Origin of the sequence: Paraburkholderia xenovorans, assembly GCF_046030735.1 — a bacterium.
In the GTDB taxonomy this organism is placed as follows: domain Bacteria; phylum Pseudomonadota; class Gammaproteobacteria; order Burkholderiales; family Burkholderiaceae; genus Paraburkholderia; species Paraburkholderia xenovorans_A.
This window is the reverse complement of sequence record NZ_JAQQBV010000018.1, coordinates 101,987-123,936: the sequence shown is the minus strand read 5'-3', so window position 1 is coordinate 123,936 and position 21,950 is coordinate 101,987. Positions and strand designations below refer to the sequence as shown.

Below are 21,950 nucleotides of genomic sequence, written 5' to 3'. Positions count from 1 at the left end.
GCGATGCGATCAACCACGCGAATCAGCGTCACCGGTGTCGTTGTCGCTGATGGTGGTCGTGACCTGGCCGTTGTAGAGCTGCTTGCCGAGCGCGTCGAGATCGACGCTGCCGGGCTCGCCGATCAGCGCATAGCCGAGCTGCCCGCGCCGCCATGCGACCACGTTCATGCCCTGCACGCTGCCGGCTGACGGCGCCGAGTCGGCCTTCGCCTCTTTCAGCACGCACAACGCGACCGGTTTGCCCTTCTCCGGCAAATAGACGATCTGCACCAGCGGCTTGTCATGAAAGCGCAAACGCTGCACGCGTTTGAACGTGAGGCCCTGGCTGCGCAGATCGGGAATCTGCACCGCGAGATCGTCGACATGATGAATGTCGGCGACGGTAGCGGCCGTCGTGTTCGTGTCGGGTTGCAGCAGCGCGACCGTATCGCGCGTATAGAGCTGCTGATAGCCGGCGGCCGCCTTGATCCACGGCGTCATGCCGGAATCGTTCGACGCGGTGCTGAACGTACCGTTGCCGCCCGCCAGTTGCGGCACCAGCCGCAACGCGAGACCGCAGCAGAATGCGCCCGCGACGAACGCGACCGCGAGCTTCGGCCAAGACAGCCCGAGCAGCGCCTTCGCGCGCGGCTTCAGGCGATGCACATTCGTGCCGAGGAACGCTTCCGGTTCGTCGTCGGCGGAAACAGCGGCGGAAGCGGCAGAAGCCGTGGAAGCGGCGTTGTGTTGCGCGGCCGCTTTCGCAGCATGCTGGCGGATCAGTTCTTCGACACTTCGGGTCAGCGATTCGGGCACAGGCGGCAACGACTGCTGGTCGAACGCGTCCTTATAAGGCAGTTGCGATGCTCGCAGCATCGACACCCGTGAAGCGACTTCGGCGGATTCGTGGATCGCCTGCTCGACTTTCACGCACTCGTCGCCCGGCAGGTCGCCGTCGACGTAGGCCAACAGGATGGCGTCATCGATATTCATCTCGCCGCTCCCTGACTGCTGCCGGCCGACCTTGCCGCCGGGGCCGCACGGTCGCCGAATTGCGCGCCGATCGTCTGCCGCGCGCGCGACAGCCGGCTCATGATCGTGCCGATCGGCACGCCGAGCGTTTCGGCCGCTTCCGCGTAACTCATCCCCTCGACCGCCACCAGCAACATGACGATCCGCTGTGCCTCGGGTAGACGTTCGACAGCCGCGATGATCTCGCCGCTCAGCATGGTTGCTTCCGGATTACGCGCGGCGGGATCGGCCACGGTCTCGAGGAAGTTGTCGTCCCATTCCATGCTCGAACGGCTGCGTACGCTACGCGCTCGCAGCTCATTGATCCATGTGGAGTGAACGATGGAGAACATCCAGCTCAGGGGCGACGTGCCCGGCTGCAATTGACTGGCACGCTCGAGCCCACGCACGCAGGCACGCTGAAGTACGTCCTCGGCGTCGTGCTGGTTCCCGCACAGGCGCAGGGAGAATGCCCACAGCCGCGGCAGCATGGCCGGAAGCAAATTGGGCAGATTCTCGACATCTGCTGTTGACATGATTGGCTGGCTGAAAGCGAGGGTTACGGGCAGGCGAAGCGGCCAGGTTATGACCGTTGCATGTAGGCCCGGGAAGCCCGCGGATTGTACAACGTTAGCCCTGCCCCCGTTACGATCAACAAAATTTGTGGGGTGCGATACAACACCTGTGCGAACCGCCCGTTCAGGCGCGAAACCATCGTGGAATCGGCCTGTGCGTGGATTGCGGCTCGTCGCGCGGACAGCCGCAAATTGTAAGCAAATGCTAGCGGCCTCTCTCTCATGCCGCCGGGCAAGCTGAACACGCTGCTTCCCCGAACTGAACAATTCAGCATCACGATTCAATGCCCCGTTTTAATTGGTCTGAGTTCTGACGTCGACGTGCGAGTGCCTGAGGCAACCGTCAACGTAACGTAAGCCGGCGCGCGATAACGCGCGGCCGGTTTTTTTGTCATTTGTGCTGTTCTTCGGGCTCTCTCTCGCCAGCGGGCTCGGACTCGGGCTCGGACTCGGGATCCGGCTCGGGCTCGGCTTGCGGCGCCAATAACAGGTCGGCCACCGCAGGCGTCACGTAACCATGCAACGACAATGCCATGTACACACAGTTGACGCCGAGCCCGAACGCGATGACGACCAGTGCAAATACCGCGAGCAACTCGACACCGCAAAACAGCACGAACGGGTCGAGGAAATCGAAGCCACCCACGACTACCGATAGAACACGTAATTCGCAAGGTACGGCGAACTGCCGAGTTCGCCTTGCGCCGTACACGGCGCTGCCGGCATCACGCCGCCGACGGTTTGCACCCGCTGCACGTAGCGCACGGCCGACAGCACGCCGCTTCCCGCGGTGGAATGCGTCTCCAGCAGCAGTTGCGGCACGCTCGCGCGGGTGTCGCTCGGGCGTTGCGCGAGTACTCGTCCGACGATCCGGCTGCCGTCCTCCGCTTCCCACGAAGGTCCGGCGGAATGCCGCACCGCCGCATGGCCGCTCGCGTCGAACAGCGTCGCCTGCGGACTCTTGAACACCCATCCGAGACGCTGCTGTGAATCGAACTCGCACGAATAAATCTGCACACCCGACGCGGTCAGCGTCATCACGCGCTCGCCCTGCGGCGGATCAATCGAGGACGACGCGGGAGCGGCCGGGGCCATTGCGCATGCGCCCAAGGCCGACGCGCTCACCGCGAGCGCAATCATGAAAGCTGATTGCAAATGATTTCTGAACATGGATCGCACCTTGAATGAACGATGAAACACGCGTTATAGCCGCGGCCTCTCATAGCCACTCCCCCCAGAACAGCCGAGGCCGTGGATCTATTCCACTGTCGATCATCAATTTTTTGCCAACCTGAAAGCCGGAAAAAATCTTTCCATTCCTTCCCGAAGCAGCGGAATAAAGCGCGTTGCCGTGCGTTTTGCAAAGGACGATCGAATGATCCGCGACTCTTTCCCGCCGGGATTGCAGTCTCTGCCGTCTGAGTCGTCGCTTGGCTCGTCTGATCTCGCGATCGCATGACGAGCCAACACAACACTTATCCATTTATCGGGAGTCCATCATGAAATTACATCGAAACGCAGTATTCGCCGCGCTGTGCGGTGTAACGGCAGTCACGCTTGCAGCATGCGGCAGCGGCGACAACGTCAACCCGCCGTCGCCGCCGACGATTGCACCGCAATTCAAGGCCACCACGCTCGTCTCCGACGGCAGCGCGACCGCCGCGAACATCGATCCCAATCTGAAGAACGGCTGGGGCATCGCGTTCAATCCGACCGGTGTGATGTGGGTGTCGGACAACAACACGAAGAAGTCGACGCTGTACGACGGCAACGGCGTGGTGCAGTCGCTGGTCGTCACTATCCCGCCGAATGCGGCCGGCAAAGCGGCGGGTCCGACCGGCATCGTGTTCAACAAGAGCACCGACTTCCAGATCAGCGCGAACGGCGGCGCAGCGGCCAACGCAGTGTTCCTGTGGGCCACCGACGCCGGCACGATCGCCGCATGGTCGCCGAAGGTCTTGCCGACGCAGGCCGTGAATGCCTATGACGACGGCGCCGGCGGTGCTGTCTACAAAGGTCTCGCGATCGGCGTGAACGGCGGTGCGAACGTGCTGTACGCAGCGGACTTCCACAACAAGAAAGTGGATATGTTCGATAAGTCGTTCAACAAACTTCAGGTCGCTGGATCATTCAGTGATCCGAATCTTCCGGCCGGCTTGTCGCCGTTCGGCATTGCGGCAATCGGCAGCACGGTATACGTGACGTATGCGCTGCTCGGTCCTGACGGACACACGCAGGTCAACGGCGCGGGCAATGGCGTGGTCGACGCGTTCGACACCGCCGGCAATTTCGTCAAACGCATCGCCACCGGCGCCACGTTGAATTCGCCGTGGGGCCTCGCCCTCGCGCCGGCGAATTTCGGCGCGGCGAGCAACGACCTGCTGGTGGGTAATTTCGGCGACGGCACGATCGATGTGTTCAATCCGACTACCGGCGCGTTTGCGGGCTCCCTGACGAATACCGACGGCACGACGTTCAAACAACCCGGCATCTGGGGAATCTCGTTCGGCAACAACTTCGCGAATCAGCCGCTCAATACGCTGTTTTTTGCGGCCGGCCCGACGCCGACCACCGGCGTGTACGGTCGTATCGACGTGACGCCTTGAGCTGAGTGTGTGTGACGCACACGTTCGCTGTGCGGCCGGCCTGATCGAGGCTGGTGCACGGCGAACGTGTGCCTGGCGAGGACGACACCGCCTCATTGATTATCGGCCGATGAATTCCGGCTTTTCCTTGTCGATGAATGCGCACGTGCCGCGACGAAAATCTTCGGTGGCGGCAACCAGACCGAAATAGTCCGCGCCGAGCTCGGCCGCTTCTTCCAGCGACAGATTCAGCCCACGATGCAGCGCTTCCCACGTCAAACGGACCGCCGTTGGCGATTGAGCCAGAATGTCGGCAACGATCTGTTTCGTCGCGGCCAGCAATTCATTACGTTCGAAAACGAATTGCACCAGGCCGATACGCAGCGCCTCTTCCGAATCCACAGTACGGCCGGTCAGCAACATTTCCGCCGCCCGCCCGCGTCCTACGAGCCGCGGCAAACGAGTCGTCCCGCCGAATCCCGCTACCGCGCCGATCTTCACTTCGGGATGCCCGAGCTGGACGCCGCGCGCCGCGATGCGAATCATGCACGACTCGGCAATTTCGAGGCCGCCTCCGAGCGTCGCGCCGTTCAATGCGGCGACGACAGGTTTGCCGAGCGTTTCGATCTTGCGCGTCACGCTCACGGCCAGTCGCGCGAACTCCCGCACGTCCAATGGCGACGACGCATGCAAGTGCCGGATATCCGCGCCCGCGGAAAATGCGACGTCTCCGGCGCCGGTGAGTATCAACGCGTCGATCTCCGGCGCGCGCGCCGCCATGTCGAGCAACGCGGACAAACGCTGCAACATCTCCACGTTGAGTGCATTGAGTGCGGCTGGCCGATTCAGCGTAATGACGCCGATCTTGCTGTCATCTTCTTGCCAGAGTACTTCGGAACTTTCGCTCATCTCGATCTCCTTCCTGATTGATCACAGTGAGTGGAGATTAGCGATTTCCGTTATGACCGCGATGAAGAATTCGACGACGGGTATGAAACTCTTTCATGCGTCGATCACGTTACCGTCCGGTCGAAGTCCTCAGCCAGTCGACCAGCGCATCGACCTCGGCTCCGCGCGGCTCACCGCGAGGCGTGACGATGTAGTACGACCGATCCGAAGTTCGCTCGATATCGAACAGCTTGACCAGCGAGCCCGATTCCAGTTGCCGCTCGACCAGCGCACTCAACACGAGCGCAACACCCTGCGAGCATTCCGCGGCGTCGATCAGTAGTGAAACCTCGCTGAAAGACGGACCCGTTTTCGGTTCCGGCCAATCGAGTCCGACGCTTTCGAACCAGGGCTTCCACGGAACGATGGTCTGTCGAAGCAGTGTCGCCTGAGACAAGTCGCCGGGTTCTCGCAGCGATAGATGTGCCCTTTTGTACTCCGGGCTGCAAACGGCCAGAATCCGCACGGGAACGAGTTCGATCGCATCCAGGCCTTCCCAGTTTCCTGTGCCGAATCGCAATCCGACATCGGCCTCGCCCGCCTTCAGGTTCGACATCTTCGACGTAACGATAATGTCGACGACGATATCCGGATGCATCCGCTGAAATGCGCCGAGCCGATGGACAAGCCAATTCGAAGCGAGCGCAGGGGCGATGCTGAGCCGAATGGTTTTATGCTGCACACCGCCAAATGCCGCAATGCCATTGCGCAGATGGTGCAGACCCTGTTTGACGTGCGGCAGAAAAGCTTCCCCCTGCGCGGTCAGCGACACGGATTGCGCCACTCGCACAAAAAGCGGCCCGCCCAGCAACCATTCGAGCTGGCTGATCCGATGGCTGATTGCGCTCTGACTCACCGACAGCTCGACGGACGCCTTGGAGAAACTCCCAAGCCGCGCGACCGCTTCAAAAGCTTCCAGCGCGTTCACCGGCGGAATCCGCAGCGTACTCGCCGGGCTTGTCTGCTTAGAGATCGTCAAGTTATCGCTCCACTGTCCGCTCGATTTGCGAGGCTGCGAGTTTAAGAATGATCGAATGTCCTCCGCATTCTAAATGCGTTCATCGTCGGGGCATTCAGGACCCGGCAACGGCACAGACAACCTGACATCTACCACTTCCGGCGTTCGCCGATGCGAATTCACCACCTGATCCCGCCGCCGACATGCTACCCCCGGCTCAACCTCGCAACGCGAGCGAGATGCCCTTCAGGCCGGCTTCCAGTTCGGCGGCGGTCGGCCAGCCATAGCCCAGGCGGAAATACGTGTCCGGCATCTCGAACCAGTGACCGGGGCCGACGTAGGTCCCATGCACGTCGATCAGACGACGATAAAAAGCGCCGGTACCGCCCACCGGCTCCGAGCGCATGCGCGGAAAGCAAACCACGCCGCCCGACGGCGCGACCCAGTCGAGATGTTCTTCACCGGCAATCCATTCGGTGACGACCGCAAGACGTCTGCGCATTTCCACAAGCGTCGGCTCGAGAATCGCCGCGCGTTTCGCGAGGACCTGTTCACCGATCCATTCGTCGATCACGCTTCCGCAAATACTGACCTGCTCTTTCGCCGCCAGAAAAATCTCCTGCAGTTCGGGGTTCTTCGCGACGATCCAACCGAGCCTGATGCCCGGCACGCCGTACGCTTTGGATAACGACGACACGCTGATCACATGTGAGCCCAGCGACGCGGCCAGCGGCAACTTCCGCCCGTACGAAAGATCGCGATAGGTTTCGTCGACCAGCAGATAACAGCCGTTGTTCCGCGCGAGTTCTACGAGCCTCAATAGATCAGCCTCGGAATACATGACACCTGTGGGATTGTGCGGACACGTGACGCTGATGATCTTCGTGGCGGGCGTGATTGCCGCAGCGAGTTTGTCGAAGTCGATTGCAAATGCTTCTTCGAAGAATAGATCGACGTACGTGAATTTGCAGCCGATCGCTTTAGGCGTTTCCAGATTCGTCGCATAGTTCGGACGGACCACGACCAGATGATCGTCCGTGCCGAGAAGCGCGGTGGCAATGATGAAAAGCGCGCCTGCGGCGCCTGTGGTGATCAGCACATCGTCGGCGCCGAGACCGGGGCTTTCTTCCGCGATCAGCGCACGTAAGGTCTTGCCGCCGCGATGTTCGCCGTATAGCAGTTTGAGATCGGGAATCTGCAGATCGAGTCCTGAAAGCGTCCGATCCGCAATCGAACTCTCCGACAGGTTGTTTTGAATCCGGCCATACCCGTACTCTTCGGGCGATTCCGTTTCGATAGGCATCCGCACGTATTTCATGAACACTCTCCTTGGATTGAAGCGTTCATCGTGCCAGTGCCTGAAACTCGCCGCTATCCCTCTGCAGAGGGGGTGTTCGCCCAAGCGCCAATCAGTGCCCGCGCTTGTGATACTCCGCAAATAACTCGGCCAATGTCCCAATGCCGAGCTTGCGAAATATCTGCTTGCGATGATCCTTCACCGTATGGCGGCTAATGCAGAGACGCAATGCGATTGCGTCGGAACTGCAACCGATCAGAAGTAGCTCGGTCACTTCGCGTTCCCGTACAGACAGATGCGCGAACGGCATCGCGGCGCGGCGCCTCGGCGATCGGTCGACGAGAATCGCGTGGCGATCGAACGCGGCCGCGACCGGTAAGCAAAGAGCGGTGAGTTCGTTCAGGCTGCTATCGGGTAAACAACGCGTCGCGCGCTCACGATAGATTCCAAGCTCCACGACACCTGTACACGCTTCGAAATAAAGTCCGATCTCTTCCAGCTTTTCAGGCCAGCCGATCGTGCGATAGCCGAGTTCTTCATCGGGACTTTCGACCAGATAGCGCCGTAAATCGGCGTCGATTCCGTGATCACGAATCCGGAAGTCCCGCGCGCGGAATGCGCGAGGTTCGTCGAAGAATTGAAGGAAAGGATTCAGACGATGAGTCGTAGCAACGTAGTTCCGAACGCCCGCGTTTGCACCCACCGCGTCGAAGTTATCGAACATCAGACCCGGCGCATGGTCCCGACGATGCACGACGACAGTCGCCAGATCGAAATGCAGCCAATCGAGCACGGCGCGCGCGACTACCGCAGCGAAGTCCTGTTCGCCGATCGCGCCGATCACCTGTTGAAGGACGATTGCCTGCTTCTGCATTCGCATCCCGATTGCGTTGCTGCTACGGCGTGGCTGTGCACGCCGTCGTGTTTATGCCCGCAGCGTTCCCGTCACGTCGTCGTGTTGCAGTGCGCCGCTGTTGATATTGACTTCACGTTTGAAGACGAGCTTGTTCTCGCTGAACTCGCAGACGATCGTATCGCGGAAGGCGGTTTCAGCGAATATCCACGTCATCTGCAAACGCGATGCGTCGAGCCAGCACGCGCGCGCCACCACCGGACTGCCACGCAAATGGTAGTTGTGGTGCAGATCGCTGCCGGGCATCTCGTTTGGCGTCTCGATCCAGCGCCCCAGGCCCGCGACGATAACGTGCGGGCCGTCCGCATCGGTCAGGCGAAACGTGCATTCGCTGTCGGTGAATTCGAATTGCAATTCCTCGATGCCCTGCGCGTTCGGCTCCATCGCGAATCGCCGGACACCGGAGCCGTCAATCGTGCCCTTGGGTTGCGGCTGCCGAAGATATCCCTCTTTCCACGCAACCGGCGCATCCTCTTTCTGCCACTCGACGATTTTCGCTTCGAGCCGCGCATCGGCGCCGTCTTTCGACGCTGCGTCAAATGCCGCAGGAAAGTATCGATCGATCAACGGCAACAGCTTCGCGCTGCCCTTGATCGCGCCGGTGATCGCCAGCGTCGCACCATGTTCGGGGAACACCACGGCCAACTGAACGAATACGCCTCTCGCGCTGTAAGCGCCGTCCGGGTGTGTCCACCAGTGATATCCGTAACGTCCCGATTCGACATGCGACCTGGTTGCGTCGGCCACCCACGCGGCGGGCAGCAAGCGCTTGCCTTCCCAGACGCCATTCTGCGCGTGCAGGATGCCGAGTTTCAGCAGATCGGCCGTTTTCGCCCACAGTCCGTTGCCACCTGGATTGATGCCGTCCGGACCCACGTCCCATGTTTCACCGGTAATGCCAAGCGGTTCGAGCAGGCGTGGCTTCAGATAGTCGTGCAGCGTTTCGCCTGTCGCGCGGCTCAACAGGGCCGAGAGCATGTAGCTTGCGGCGCTCGTGTACAAAAAGGCGCCCCCCGGCTGTCCGGCGAGCGGAATCCGGAAAAATGCCTCGGTCCAACTCGTGCCCATCCCGCGCCAGCGAGCGCCGGAGGTCGTGGTCTCGTGACCCACGCGCATCGTCAGCAGATCTTCGATCGTCATGGCGGCGAGCCTGTCGTCGACCACTTCCGGAAGCGCCTCGGGAAAGAACGACACGACCTTGTCATCGAGGCGGAAATGGCCCTCTTCTAGCGCGAGACCGATCGCGCAGGCGGTAAAGCTTTTCGCGACCGAATGCAGATTGCGCGGCCGCTCCGCACGATACGGCCAACGCCACGCCTCCGTCACCACATGACCGTTGCGATGGATCATCAAGGCGTGCATGTCGAGGTTCGCGGCCTCGACATCGTTCAGGAAGGCAACGATCGCGTCGGCATCCACACCCATGGACGAGGGCTTCGCACGCGTCAGGCCATCCAGCGCGGTGCCGCTCAACAGCGCCGAGGGTTCTACAGCGCGATCGGAAAAAGAGTCTGACATGTTGTCTACAGAATGATTAACGTTGGACAGCCTACGCCAAAGCTTCGCCGAGCCTGAACACCGACACGGCCTCACGCAGCGAGTGCGCCTGATCGGCCATGGCCTGCGCCGCCGCGGCGGCTTCCTCGACCAGAGCCGCATTACGCTGCGTCACTTCGTCCATCTGCCTGACGGCCTGGTTCACCTGTTCGATGCCGACGCTTTGCTCGGCCGAAGCCGATGAGATTTCGCCCATGATATCGGTCACGCGCTGCACCGACGCAACGATCTCGCTGATCGTCTCGCCGGCCTGGCCGACCAGCGCCGAGCCGACATCGACACGCCGCACGGATTCGCCGATCAACTCGCCGATCTCTCTCGCCGCGGCCGCACTGCGTTGCGCGAGCATCCGCACTTCGGTCGCCACCACCGCGAAACCACGGCCCTGCTCGCCGGCCCGCGCTGCTTCGACTGCGGCATTGAGCGCGAGGATATTCGTCTGGAACGCGATGCTCTCGATCACGTCGACGATCGCGCCGACTTTGCCCGAGCTGTCCGAGATGCCTTGCATCGTTTCGACCACGCGCCCGACGAACTGGCCGCCACGCCCTGCCGCCTCCGATGCCGCGCTCGCCAGCATCACCGCCTGTTTCGCGTTGTCGGCATTGTGACGCACGGTCGAGGTGAGTTCGTCCATGCTGCTGGCGGTTTCCTCGAGCGACGCAGCCTGTTCTTCCGTGCGCCGCGACAGGTCGGTATTGCCTTGCGAAATCTGATCCGCCGCGACCGATATCGACTCGCCCGACGCCTTGATGCCGACCACGGTATCGCACAACTGCCGGTCCATTTTGCGCAGCGCTTCGAGCAACTGGCCGAATTCGTCGCGTGAATCGACCTCGATCCGGTTGTCCAGTCTGCCGCTCGCAATCTGATTCGCGACGCCGACTGCGCGCTGCAACGGCGCCGAAATCGCCCTGACGAGATAGATCGAAATGCCGATCGCCGCCACGATGCCGGCAACGACAATGGCGATCGCCACCAGAATCTGTGTGCGGAAAGTCGCCGTGCTGTTGATCGCGATCTGTCTGGTCTGCGCGAGATTCAGCACGGCGTCTTCGTCCAGCGCCTTTTGCAGGTTGTGTGAAACCGGCACCAGTTTGCCGATCGACACGTTGAGCGCGTCGAATTTTTCAGCGGCGGCGGCCGCAAGCGCGGCGTCGGTGAGGCGTGTGAATTCCGGCAGCGCATCGTCGATGCGCCGCGCGAGCGGGCGTTCCTTGTCGTCGAACGCGCCTTTCTCGTAGTACTCGCTCCACGAGCTGCCGATGCTCTGCTGATCCAGGCGGATCTTCGCGATCATCGGCGCTGCGAGCGCGGCGCTGCTTACGCCCTGCATCGCGCGCAACTGCAAACGGATGTCGAGTTGCGCAACCCGGACATTGCAGAGCTGCGCAATCGGCGTGACTTTGCCGTCGTACAGCTCGCTCATGTCCGAGGTCAGCCGCGACAAGCCCACTACGCCAAACGCGCCGATGCCCGCCATCAGCAACACGCAGACGGCGAATGCCAGCATGATCCTGAAGCGGATCGTGTGAATGAATTGCATCACGTCGATCCCGTCAGCAGGCGTTGGCGAAGGGGCGCGCGCTCACGCCGTCAGCGCAACACGCAGTTGCGCGGCCGGCGCTTCCACCACAGGCGCGACGAACTGATACAGATCCTTGGGATCCTTCGGTGCAGGAATCAGATCGATGTGTTCGCCGATGTTCTGTGCGTCGGTCACGTCGCGCAGATAGCGCAACGCCGAGAAATCTTCCAGCGCGAATCCGACCGAATCGAACACGGTGACCTGCGCTGCGTTCTGGCGGCCCGCCACTTCGCCCGACAGCACACGCCACAACTCCACCACCGGGAAATCCGCGGGAAGCTGCTGGATATCGCCTTCGATCCGCGTTTGCGGTTCGAACTCGACAATCACGCGGCCGCCCTTCAACACATCAGCATGCAACTCGGTCTTGCCGGGGCAATCGCCACCCACCGCATTGATGTGCATGCCCGGCTCGATCATGTCGGGCGTCAGAATCGTCGCGTTGGTTTTATCCGCGGTTGCCGTCGTCACGATATCCGCGCCGCGCGCCGCTTCGGCTGCGCTGCCGGCCCGGATGAAAGTCAGATCCTTGAAACCGGACAGATTGCGGATCAGTTTTTCCGTTGCCGCCGGATCGATATCGAACAGACGGAACTCCTTGATGCCGAGCATCGCCTTGAACGCGAGCACCTGAAATTCGCTTTGCGCGCCGTTGCCGATCAAGGCCATCGAGCGCGAATCGGGGCGAGCCAGTGCTTTCGCGACCAGTGCCGAAGTCGCAGCGGTGCGCAGCGCGGTCATGATCGTGAACTCGCTGAACAGCACCGGGAAACCGGAATCGACTTCGGCCAGCACGCCGAACGCCATCACGGTCAGCAGATTGACGTGGGTGTTTTTCGGGTGACCGTTCACATACTTGAAACCATACAACGTGCTGTCGGACGCCGGCATCAGTTCGATCACGCCGCCAGGCACATGATTGGCGACGCGCGCCGACTTCTCGAATTCGTTCCAGCGCAGATAGTCTGCGCGGATGTACTCTGCCATCGTGGTGATGAACGCTTCCGCGCCGATCGATGTCACCAGCTTGCGGACATCGCTTACATCAATATATCTCGTCATTTTTTGCCCAGCCTTATCAACATTCGAAGTAGGTCATGCGCTCAGCAGATTGCCGGAGCGGATCACTTCGTGGCCCGACACCCGCCCAAGCGGATCGCCTTGCCGCACGTATCGCGCGTCTCTTCGCATATAGAAGATGCCCGCGGTACGCGAGTGAATCGATGTTCTCGTGCCGTCAGCCGTATCGACGATCACGAAGATCTGTTGTCCGACGCTGACCTCGGCGCCGGCATCCACGCAATGCAGCAGGATGCCCGCGGACGGCGCGTGGAACTGTTCGCTGCCGGCCAGCGGCGTCGCCGGCCACGCGAGCGGCGGCAACGGCGCGGCCGGGCCGTCGATCGCGCCGCAATACGTCAGGTACTCGATGATCGCCGTCGCATCCTGCTGCGCCAGTTCATCGGTGACGTCGCGTTGGCCGCGATGCTCGACCGTGACCGCGGTGCTGCCGCGCGGAATCGGGAACTGTTCGCCGAAGCGCTGTTGCAGTTTCCACCACGTGAAGCTGTGCGCTTCGTCGAACGACTGGCCGCCCGAATCCACCGCCAGCAACGATGCGCGAGCGCCCAGATAGCGCGCGAGCGGCTCCGCATCCGGCCAGATCGCTTCGCCGGTGTACAGATGCATCGTCGCTTCCCGCGAGCAATGCAGATCGAGAATGATGTCCGCGTCGATCGAGAGCAACATCAACGTGCGCTGCATATCGTCGAACGTCTGGCGAGGTTGTTGCGCGAGCAACAGCTCGCGCCAGGCCGCACGGATCACCGCGCGGTTCGCTTCAGCGTCCGCGCCCAGCTTGCCTTCCACCGCATCGGCAATTTGCGGCGCGAGCAGCGGAAAGCCGCGATTGAAGTTGCGCCCGCTCGCCAGTTCGAACCGGCCGATCCCGTAGCCGAGTACATATTGACTCAGGCCGATCGGATTGGCCGCGCTGACCAGCACCACTTCGCAACGCAAGCGCCCTTGCTGCTCGATCTGTTGCAGCTTGTCCATCACGGTCAGTGCCACCAGCATGCCGGGGATTTCGTCCGCGTGCAGACCGGCCTGGATATAGATCTTCTTACCGTGCGCTTCGCTGCCGAAGTGATGCGAAATCAACTGATGCGCGGTGCCATCGGTGGCGGCAAGAAGGCGGTGTTTAGCGCTGTGCATTAAAAGAATCGTCCTGTGGTTCATCAACAGACCGCGACGATGGTGGCGGGCGCGCCGGGTCAGCTCACCTCGCGCGCCCGGCGGGTTTCCGCCTTGCCTGATGAACGCCAGCAACGTCGAGGCACAGGTGGGATGCTAAGCATTCGGGCGCACAGCAGGAAGCGTGCTCCGGGTTATCGTGATCGGTAATTTAGATCGCCTGCACGCCGACGCTCATCGGCGCTAATCGGCGCGCGCCGGCGTGGCCTCAACTGCTTCGCGACACGCCGCGTTTCAGCCGCGCATACGACACCAGCATGCTCGCCAGTTCCTGCGCGATTGAGGTCAGCGGCGAATTGCTGCGGCGGATCAGGCAGATGTCGCGCGGCTGAAAGCTCTCGCGAATCGGCACTCTGACGAGCGACCCGGAGAACAGTTTGAAGTCGGCGAGCACGCCTGGGTCCATCGTCAGATAGTCGGTTTCGCAGACGAGAAACAGCGACTCCAGCAGCGTCTCGGCGGTCACGACGATCTTCGGCATGCCCAGCCCGCTGGCCGCGAACATCCCCACCAGACGGTTCGCCGCGATCCCCACCACCCCTTCGCGCCTGAAGCCCACCCATTCGGAATCGGCCAGTTCGACAATCGACGTCGCGTTGGCCTTCGGGTGACCGGCGCGCGCGAGAATCGCGGGCGAGGAACGGTACAGCCGGTCGATGTGCAGATCGACGATGTCGTCCAGTTCCGGCGCGAGCGGACAGAGCGCGAAATCGAGGCGGCCGTCGCGAATCCTCTCGATCAGCATTTGCGACGACCCGTTCGACAGATGCACGAGCGCGCGCGGATAGCTCGCGCTGAAGCGCTTGAGCGTCGGCACCAGCAGCTCGGCGAGCGGCTCGGATGTGAGACCCACCGCGATGCGTCCGGTCGGCTCTCCTTCCAGTTCGCGCATGTCCTGATCGATGCGCTCGCAATCCTTGATGATCGACGACGCGCGCGCGAGCAACTTCTCGCCGAACGGCGTGAGGCTGATGCCCAGATGCGAGCGCGTCAATAACGGCACCGCGAGTTCGGCTTCGAGACTCTGGATAGCGTGGGTCAACGCGCTTTGCGCGATATCCAGCGAGCGCGCGGCCGCACGAAAACTGCCCTGCTCGACGACCGCGCAAAACACTCTGAGTTGGCTCAACGTCATGGGATCACCTTATGCGATTGCACTGATTTTGCGTCTGTTTTGTGCTGATTTTTGCATGTCATAACAGCTCTTCGGCTCGCTGCAAATACGGGTAATTCTGTGATCTGCGGTTTAGATCGTGATGCCAAGGATCGGTCTTCCGACTAAAAAAATGACCACATAGGATTTGCCGCAACCCGTGCTAGCGCGCAGGCCCCGCTTCACTGCGACCCGTTTCACTTCACCTTACTTGCATCCGGCTATGCCGAGGATAAATACGATGAAAAAGACCATACCCATGATCGCCGTACTCGCTGCCTTCTCGAGCGTCGCACACGCTCAGAGCAGCGTGACGCTGTACGGCCTCGTCGACACCGGGTTGACGTTCAATTCAAACTCCAAAGGCGGCCGTCAGTACTCGGCTTCCTCCGGCAACCTGCAAGGCGACCGCTGGGGCCTGCGCGGCTCGGAAGACCTGGGCGGCGGTCTCAGCGCGATCTTCCGTCTCGAAGGCGGCTTCAACATCGACAACGGCACGCTCGGCCAGGGCGGCGCGCTGTTCGGGCGCAAAGCCTACGTCGGCCTGTCCGGTCCGTATGGTACCGTCACCCTCGGCCGCCAGTACGACCCGCTCGGCGACTACGTCGGCAGCTTCGAATCGGCTAACGCGGAAGAACTCGTAACCGGCACGGAATGGGGCAGCATCTACGGCGCTCACCCGGGCGACATGGACAACCTCGACAACTCCGACCGCATCAACAACTCCATCAAGTACGCGAGCAAGAACTACGGCGGCTTCACGTTCGGCGGCATGTACAGCCTCGGCGGCAAAGCCGGCGACTTCACCAGCAACCAGTTGTTCGGCGTCGGCGCCGGCTATCACAACGGTTCGCTGAGCCTCGGCCTCGCTTATGAAAAGGCCAAGGATCCGAACTACTCGGTGTTCGGCACCAACCCGAACGCCAATTCGTCGACGTCGACGAACGCGCTGAACATGTCGAGCCCGGTGTACAGCGGCTTCGCGTCCGCCGGTGCATGGCAGGTGATCTCGGCCGGCGCCGCTTACCGGATCGGCAATGCGACGATCGGCGGTGTTTACAGCAATGTCGCGTTCCAGAACCTCGGCAGCGAAGCCGGCGCAGGACTGAACCCGAAGCACCTGAGCGGCACCGCATCGTTCAATATCGGCGAACTGAACTTCGCGTATCTGGTGACGCCCGCGCTGCAACTCGGCGCGGCCTATACCTACACGCGCGGCAGCTCGGTCGGCAGCATTTCCGGTGCATCGTATAGCCAGGTCAATCTCGGCGCGGACTACTTCCTGTCGAAGCGCACCGACCTGTATCTGGTCGGTATCTATGAACATGCTAGCGGCGTCGATTCGACCGGCAAGCAGGCTGTAGCCGCAATCGCCAATCTGTCGAATTCTTCGACCGACGTGCAGACCGCTGTCGTGGTCGGCATCCGTCACAAGTTCTAACGCGCTGCGTTCTCCACCGCAGTTGAAAAAGGTGCCTCCGGGCACCTTTTTCTTTTACTGCTATTACTGCTATTTTTTTGCGCCGCCTTCATTGCCTGCTTCCAGCGGGCGATAAAGGCGGCTTCAGTTCGCTTCAGTCCGATTCACGCAGTCTCACGCGGCCGCATGCAAAGCGACACGATGCCCTTGCGCGCCGCGCGCCACCGCCACGAGTCGCGGCGCACCGTACTGCGCGCTTTGCTGCGCCTGATCGGGATTGAAGTACGCGTCGTCCGCGAGACGCTGTGTCGGCACTTCGCGCGACAGCACCTTGAAACCGTCCCGGCGATTACCACGCAACTCCGGCACCGCCTGCAGCAAGCGGCGTGTGTACGGATGGCACGGATCGTCGAATACGGCGTCGCGCGAACCTTCCTCGACGATATGTCCGCGCAGCAACACCAGCACCCGGTCGGCGATCTGTTCGACCACACCGAGGTCGTGCGAAATCAGCAAACAGGCAAAGCCGTAACGCGCTTGCAGCGACACCAGCATATCGAGCACCTGTTTCTGCACGGTCACGTCGAGCGCCGACACGGGTTCGTCCGCGATGATCACCGCCGGGCGGCTCGCGAGCGCACGAGCAATCGCCACGCGCTGCCGCTGTCCGCCGGACAACTCATGCACGAAGCGCCGCGCGTGATCGCCGAGTCCGACATCGGTCAATGCGGTAGCGACACGCTCGGCGCGTTGCGCGGCACTCAGCGTGCTGTCCGCACGCAAGCCTTCCGCGACGAGCGCACCGACCCGCATGCGCGGATCGAGCGACGAATACGGGTCCTGGAACACCATCTGGATCGCCCGGCGCGCGGTTTGCAACTGCTTCGCGCCGGTGTGCAGAAAGCGCTCGCCGTTCAGCAGCACTTCACCTTCTGCCGGTTCGACGAGACCGAGCACCACTTTCGTCAGACTGGTCTTGCCGCTGCCCGACTCGCCGACGATCGCCAGCGTCTCGCCCGCACGCAAGCTGAACGACGTGCGATGCACCGCGCGAACGCTGCGCTTCGCGCCGAACCACGACGCGACACCGCTGCTCGCGGCCCGATAGTCGATCACGACATCGCGCACATCAAGCACCGGAGCGGGCAATTGAGCCGGTTCAGACGACCCGGCAGTCTCGGGCGCTTCAGAAGAAGGCAGCCGCCGCGGCAACGCATCGAGCAACGCCAGCGTGTAGTCGTGCGACGGCCGCGACAGCACCTGCTCGGCCGCGCCGGTTTCGACGGCCACACCCGCTCGCATCACCAGAACGCGCTCGGTATAAGCCGCGACCAGCGCGAGGTTGTGACTGATGAAGATCAGCGCGGTGCCTTCTTCGCGAGTGAGCTCCGTCATCAGATCGAGCACTTCTTTTTGCACCACGCAGTCGAGCGCGGTGGTCGGTTCGTCGGCGATAAGCAACCGTGGCCGCAACAGCATCACGGCCGCGAGCATGATCCGCTGACGCATGCCGCCCGAAAACTCATGCGGGTAACGCCTCATGCAGCCTTGCGGATCGCGTACGCGAACCCGTTCGAGCATCGCCACGGCCTGCGCCCACGCTTGTGCGCGCGGCACGCCGCGGCGCCGCACGAGCGCTTCGGTCAACTGTTCGCCGACCCGGAACGCCGGGTTCAGCGACACCATCGGCTCCTGAAACACCATGCCGATGCCGATGCCGCGAGTGGCGCGCCATTGCGCCGGCGTCTGGTCGAGCAACGGCTGGTCTGCGAACGTCACGCTGCCGCCGATGATCTGCGCCGCGTCCGGCAACAAGCCGAGCAGCGTCTTGCCGATCAGCGTCTTGCCGCTGCCGGATTCGCCGACCACCGCCAGCGATTGCCCCGCATCGAGGTCGAAACTGACACCGTGAACAACCGGTTTCGCGTTGCCGTCGGGCGTGCGGAAACCCAGCGTCAGATCGCGCACGCTCAATAGCGGCCGGCCTGATTGACCGCTTGCCGCCTGAGCTCGCTGCACGGATGCAGCGTTGGTCGAAATATCGAGCGCGGATTCACGCGTCATCATTTAGCCCCTCCGTTCATGCGCGGGTCGAGCAGATCGCGTACCGCGTCGCCGAGCATATTGATGCCGAGCAATGCGAGCGAAATCGACATGCCCGGGAAAATCGCCAGCCAGATGGCGCGGTCGATCGCGTTGCGGCTGTCGGCGAGCATGCCGCCCCACGTCGGCGCGGGCGGCGGCACGCCGAGCCCGAGAAAGCTCAACGCGCTTTCGGCCAGCAGCGCCGAGCCGAATAGCGAAGTCGAAAAGATCAGCAACGGCGCGACGCAATTCGGCAGCACGTGGCGGCACAGCGTCCACACCCCGCTGTTGCCCATCGCCTGCGACGCGACCACGAAATCGCGGCTGCGCAATGACAGCGTGCCGCCGCGCGCGAGCCGCGCGACCGACGGCGTGTATGCAAGACCCAGCGCGAGCACGACGGACCACTTCGACGGTCCGAGCACCGTCATGATGCCGAGCGCCAGCAGCAGCCCTGGAAACGCCATCAGCGCGTCGACCAGCACCAGCATCAACCGGTCGAGCCAGCCGCCGATATAACCGCACACCGTGCCGAGCAACGTGCCGAGCGCGAGCGCGAACAGCACCGAGCCGATGCTGACGGTCAGGCTCACCGACGCGCCGGCCATGATCCGCGACAGCACGTCGCGGCCGAATTCGTCGGTGCCGAGCCAATGATGGATGCCCGGCGCCGCGTAACGCGTGACCAGATCGACTTCGGTCGGATCGTACGGCGTGTAGACGAGCCCGATCAGCGCGGTCGCCACCAGCAGCCCGACCAGCACCACGCCGATCTTCAGATTGAATCGTTTGAAGGAACGCAGTTTCATTTAGAGCTTCATCCGGGGATCGAAGACCGGATACAGCAGATCGACGACGAGATTGACGAGGACGTACAGCAACGCGATCACGAGCAGGCAGCCCTGCACCACGGGATAGTCGCGAGCGTAGATGCTTTCCACCAGCAGGCGCCCCATGCCGGGCAGCGTGAAGACCGTTTCGATCACCGCGCCGCCGGCCAACAGATGGCCGAGGATCAGCCCGACCACCGTCAACGCCGGACCGAATGCGTTCGGCAACGCGTGGCGCAGCAACACGCGCGGTTCCGACAGACCCTTCGCGCGGGCGTGGGAAATGTATTCGAGCCGCAGCACTTCGAGACTGCTTGCGCGCATCATCCGCGTGAGCACCGCGATTTCGCCGAGCGCGACCGCGATCACCGGCAGCACCAGATAGCGCACGGTACCCCAGCCGACGTCGCTGAAGGATTCATAGCCGAAGGTCGGCAACCATTGCAGCTTCACGCCGAACAGCCACATCAGCAGAATGCCGATCCAGAAGCTCGGCAGCGACACCAGCAGAATGCTGGTGAACACGATGGCCGGATCGGCGCGGCGGTTCTGCGACCACGCGGCGAACAGGCCCGCCGGAATCGCGATCAGGCTCGCGAGCAACGTGGCGGACAGCACGATTTCCGCGGTGACCGGGAACGTCGAGCGAATCAGTTCCGCAACCGGCTGATGACGCGCGATCGACATGCCGAGGTCGCCATGCATCAAATGCGTGACCCACAACATGAATTGCTCGGGCACCGAACGGTCGAGGCCGAACTGATGCCGCAGTTGCTCCAGCAACGCCGGATCGTTCACGTCGCCGAGCATCAGCGAAGCCGGATCGCCCGGAATCGCCCGCATCATGCCGAACACGAGCAATGTCACGATCAGCACGGTAGGCACCGCCATCGCGATGCGTTTGATCATGTAGAAAAACATCGCGTTCTCTAGTCCTTGCTAACGTTAAACAGGCGGATGCGGCGCATCGGCCACGACGTCACACCATGCAGCCGGCTGCTGACCAGCAGCAGATCCGGCGTGTAGTACATGCCGAGAATCGGCGCGTCGGCGAGCATCATCTGGTGCAGACGCTCGAAGGTCTGCTTGCGCGTCGCCTCGTCCGTCACGCCTTCGAGGCTGTGCAGCAGTTCGCGCGCCGCCGGGTTTTCCCACTGCGTCATCGGCGCTTTCGATTTGTCGCCGAGTATGTCGCCGAACATCAACGCGGGATCGATCCGCGCCGAATAGCCGAACGACATCATCTGAAAGTTGCCCGAGCGGAAATCGCTCACCTGCTTGCCCCATTCGACGATGTCGAGTTCAGTGCGAATGCCGGCTTTGGTCAGCAGCGACTGCACATAGATAGCCAGCGTGTACATGTGCTCGAAACGGCGGCTCGTTTCGAGCTTCAGCGTCTGACCGTGATAACCGGCCTCGGCAAGCAGACGCTTGACCTCGGCCAGGTTCTGCGTATAACCGGTTGCGTCGATCGGCGAGAACAGCTCGTTTGCGTCCGGCACCAGCGACGGGTTGTAGCGCGCGTGACCGTCCGTCACCGCGTTGACGATGCCGGGAAGATCGAGCGCGAGCGTGATCGCGCGGCGCATCCGTACGTCGGACAACAACGGATCGCGGGTTTGCATCAGCACCAAGGCGGGATCGGCGCTCGGGCCTTCGACGATATGCCAGCGCGGATCGGGCGGCAGCAGACTGTTTTCGTCGATTGCCATCACGTCGATCTGGCCGGCCGTCAACGCGGACTTCTGCGCGGCTTCGTCGGGAATCACGACGAAGCGCACGTCGGCATGCGCGATCTTGGCGCCAGCGCCGCCGCTCGGCGGCTCCGCACGCGGCTTGTATTGCGCAAACGGTTTGAGCAGCACGTACTGGCCGCGTTTCCAGTCGGCGAACACATACGGGCCGGTCGCAACCGGCTTCAGCCATTTGCCGTCGCTGTCGACGCTGGACGGATGCAGCACCGCCAGCGGGCAGCGCGGATCGACCGTCTGCTTGAGAAAGAGCGCGTGCGGCCGGTCGAGTTCGAACACCACGGTGTACGGATCCGGCGTGCGCACCGCGAGGACCTTCACGCCGCGCCGGCCGTCGAACACGCTGCGGCACTCGAAGCCGGAACTGCGCTTCATCAGGAACTCGAAACTCCATTTGACCTCGGCCGAGGTCATCGGCGCGCCGTTGTGAAACAGCACGCCGTGGCGCAGATGGAACGTGTAGGTCTTGCCGTCGGGGGAGATGGTCCAGCTGTCCGCGAGCATCGGACCGACGCTCAGGTCGGCGCGCAGCGCGACCAGCGATTCGACCACATTGCCGAGGATGTTGTCGGTCGCGGTGTTGCGCGCCACGTTGCCGGGCATCGAGGTCGGCGTGTCGGTGCCTTCGGCCACTCTGATTTCGTGCCGGACTGGCGCGGTTGCGGCGGCGGCAGCCGACGCCGGCGCCGTCGACAAAGCCGACGCGTAAACGGCTGACGCCGCCGCACATCCGATGAGCGGCGCGGCGATCTGCAGCAGAAGTCGGGAGAAACGTGTCCTGCGATCAGTCACGAACAGTACTCCACGATGATCCGCGCGTTAGGGTCGGGCATGAAGTCGACGCGAAGCGGCGCAGTGACGAGGCACGTTCGAGGCACGTTCGCGGGAATAGATTGGGCGGGAACATCGGGTCTCCGTGCAGGGGGATCGATCTGATTGGGTTTGTGAACATCGACCATTTGCCGCGATCCTAAGCACGCCGCTAAAGCGAAGGAAGTCGTGACAAAATATCGTGATCTACTTTTTCGATCACCATACGCCTCGGCG

At 62.3% G+C, this 21,950-nt stretch carries 19 protein-coding genes; 2 read left to right on the top strand and 17 right to left on the bottom strand.

Annotation, left to right across the window (positions count from 1 at the left end; translation table 11 throughout):
• Positions 1 to 9 precede the first annotated feature (9 nt).
• From PQQ51_RS19395 to PQQ51_RS19380, 4 genes are all read right to left on the bottom strand, one after another.
• Complete coding sequence (locus PQQ51_RS19395) at positions 10 to 972, bottom strand: anti-sigma factor (protein WP_408498421.1); 963 nt, start codon at positions 970 to 972, stop codon at positions 10 to 12.
• Positions 969 to 1,526 carry an RNA polymerase sigma factor gene (locus tag PQQ51_RS19390; protein ID WP_408498420.1) on the bottom strand — a complete coding sequence of 186 codons (558 nt, stop codon included), beginning with the start codon at positions 1,524 to 1,526 and terminating at the stop codon, positions 969 to 971. The genes PQQ51_RS19395 and PQQ51_RS19390 overlap by 4 nt, the downstream gene beginning before the upstream one ends.
• A 430-nt stretch (positions 1,527 to 1,956) precedes the next feature.
• A complete protein-coding gene (locus tag PQQ51_RS19385) occupies positions 1,957 to 2,211 on the bottom strand; it encodes a hypothetical protein (RefSeq protein WP_408498418.1) in 255 nt (84 codons plus the stop codon).
• Positions 2,212 to 2,213: 2 nt separating this feature from the next.
• On the bottom strand, positions 2,214 to 2,735 hold the full coding sequence (locus PQQ51_RS19380; RefSeq protein ID WP_408498417.1) for a DUF3455 domain-containing protein: 522 nt from the start codon (positions 2,733 to 2,735) through the stop codon (positions 2,214 to 2,216).
• Positions 2,736 to 3,064: 329 nt separating this feature from the next.
• On the opposite strand from PQQ51_RS19380, the gene PQQ51_RS19375 reads away from it, so the two are divergent.
• Positions 3,065 to 4,171, top strand: coding sequence for a TIGR03118 family protein (locus tag PQQ51_RS19375; RefSeq protein ID WP_408498416.1), 1,107 nt, complete (start codon positions 3,065 to 3,067; stop codon positions 4,169 to 4,171).
• Positions 4,172 to 4,270: 99 nt separating this feature from the next.
• Here PQQ51_RS19375 and PQQ51_RS19370 read toward each other — a convergent pair whose 3' ends face one another.
• The 9 genes from PQQ51_RS19370 to PQQ51_RS19330 form a co-directional block, all read right to left on the bottom strand.
• Positions 4,271 to 5,059, bottom strand: coding sequence for an enoyl-CoA hydratase/isomerase family protein (locus PQQ51_RS19370; RefSeq protein ID WP_408498415.1), 789 nt, complete (start codon positions 5,057 to 5,059; stop codon positions 4,271 to 4,273).
• Positions 5,060 to 5,168: 109 nt separating this feature from the next.
• Positions 5,169 to 6,077, bottom strand: a complete 909-nt coding sequence (locus PQQ51_RS19365; RefSeq protein WP_408498414.1) for a LysR substrate-binding domain-containing protein — start codon at positions 6,075 to 6,077, stop codon at positions 5,169 to 5,171.
• Positions 6,078 to 6,273: 196 nt separating this feature from the next.
• On the bottom strand, positions 6,274 to 7,374 hold the full coding sequence (locus PQQ51_RS19360) for an aminotransferase class I/II-fold pyridoxal phosphate-dependent enzyme (protein WP_408498413.1): 1,101 nt from the start codon (positions 7,372 to 7,374) through the stop codon (positions 6,274 to 6,276).
• 91 nt (positions 7,375 to 7,465) lie between these two features.
• Complete coding sequence (locus tag PQQ51_RS19355) at positions 7,466 to 8,227, bottom strand: LuxR C-terminal-related transcriptional regulator (RefSeq protein ID WP_408498412.1); 762 nt, start codon at positions 8,225 to 8,227, stop codon at positions 7,466 to 7,468.
• A gap of 51 nt (positions 8,228 to 8,278) precedes the next feature.
• A complete protein-coding gene (locus PQQ51_RS19350; RefSeq protein ID WP_408498411.1) occupies positions 8,279 to 9,784 on the bottom strand; it encodes a serine hydrolase domain-containing protein in 1,506 nt (501 codons plus the stop codon).
• A 31-nt stretch (positions 9,785 to 9,815) separates the two neighbouring features.
• Complete coding sequence (locus PQQ51_RS19345) at positions 9,816 to 11,369, bottom strand: methyl-accepting chemotaxis protein (protein WP_408498410.1); 1,554 nt, start codon at positions 11,367 to 11,369, stop codon at positions 9,816 to 9,818.
• A gap of 42 nt (positions 11,370 to 11,411) precedes the next feature.
• Positions 11,412 to 12,473, bottom strand: coding sequence for an ornithine cyclodeaminase (gene ocd, locus PQQ51_RS19340; protein ID WP_408498409.1), 1,062 nt, complete (start codon positions 12,471 to 12,473; stop codon positions 11,412 to 11,414).
• Positions 12,474 to 12,506: 33 nt separating this feature from the next.
• Positions 12,507 to 13,625, bottom strand: coding sequence for a succinylglutamate desuccinylase/aspartoacylase family protein (locus PQQ51_RS19335; protein ID WP_408498408.1), 1,119 nt, complete (start codon positions 13,623 to 13,625; stop codon positions 12,507 to 12,509).
• A gap of 247 nt (positions 13,626 to 13,872) precedes the next feature.
• The gene (locus PQQ51_RS19330) at positions 13,873 to 14,799 is read right to left on the bottom strand and encodes a LysR family transcriptional regulator (protein WP_408498407.1); all 927 of its coding nucleotides are present in this window, start codon (positions 14,797 to 14,799) and stop codon (positions 13,873 to 13,875) included.
• Between the two features lie 259 nt (positions 14,800 to 15,058).
• Between PQQ51_RS19330 and PQQ51_RS19325 the strand changes: the two genes are divergently transcribed.
• On the top strand, positions 15,059 to 16,258 hold the full coding sequence (locus PQQ51_RS19325; RefSeq protein WP_408498406.1) for a porin: 1,200 nt from the start codon (positions 15,059 to 15,061) through the stop codon (positions 16,256 to 16,258).
• A gap of 153 nt (positions 16,259 to 16,411) precedes the next feature.
• Here the strand turns inward: PQQ51_RS19325 and PQQ51_RS19320 are convergent, their stop codons facing one another.
• Genes PQQ51_RS19320 through PQQ51_RS19305 form a run of 4 tightly spaced genes read right to left on the bottom strand, consistent with a single transcriptional unit; the run spans position 16,412 to position 21,695 of the window.
• Positions 16,412 to 18,304, bottom strand: coding sequence for a dipeptide ABC transporter ATP-binding protein (locus PQQ51_RS19320; RefSeq protein WP_408498405.1), 1,893 nt, complete (start codon positions 18,302 to 18,304; stop codon positions 16,412 to 16,414).
• Positions 18,301 to 19,131, bottom strand: a complete 831-nt coding sequence (locus PQQ51_RS19315; RefSeq protein ID WP_408498404.1) for an ABC transporter permease — start codon at positions 19,129 to 19,131, stop codon at positions 18,301 to 18,303. Before PQQ51_RS19315 ends, PQQ51_RS19320 begins: the two co-directional genes overlap by 4 nt.
• The gene (locus PQQ51_RS19310) at positions 19,132 to 20,073 is read right to left on the bottom strand and encodes an ABC transporter permease (RefSeq protein WP_408498403.1); all 942 of its coding nucleotides are present in this window, start codon (positions 20,071 to 20,073) and stop codon (positions 19,132 to 19,134) included.
• A gap of 8 nt (positions 20,074 to 20,081) precedes the next feature.
• The gene (locus PQQ51_RS19305; RefSeq protein ID WP_408498402.1) at positions 20,082 to 21,695 is read right to left on the bottom strand and encodes an ABC transporter substrate-binding protein; all 1,614 of its coding nucleotides are present in this window, start codon (positions 21,693 to 21,695) and stop codon (positions 20,082 to 20,084) included.
• Between the last annotated feature and the right edge of the window lie 255 nt (positions 21,696 to 21,950).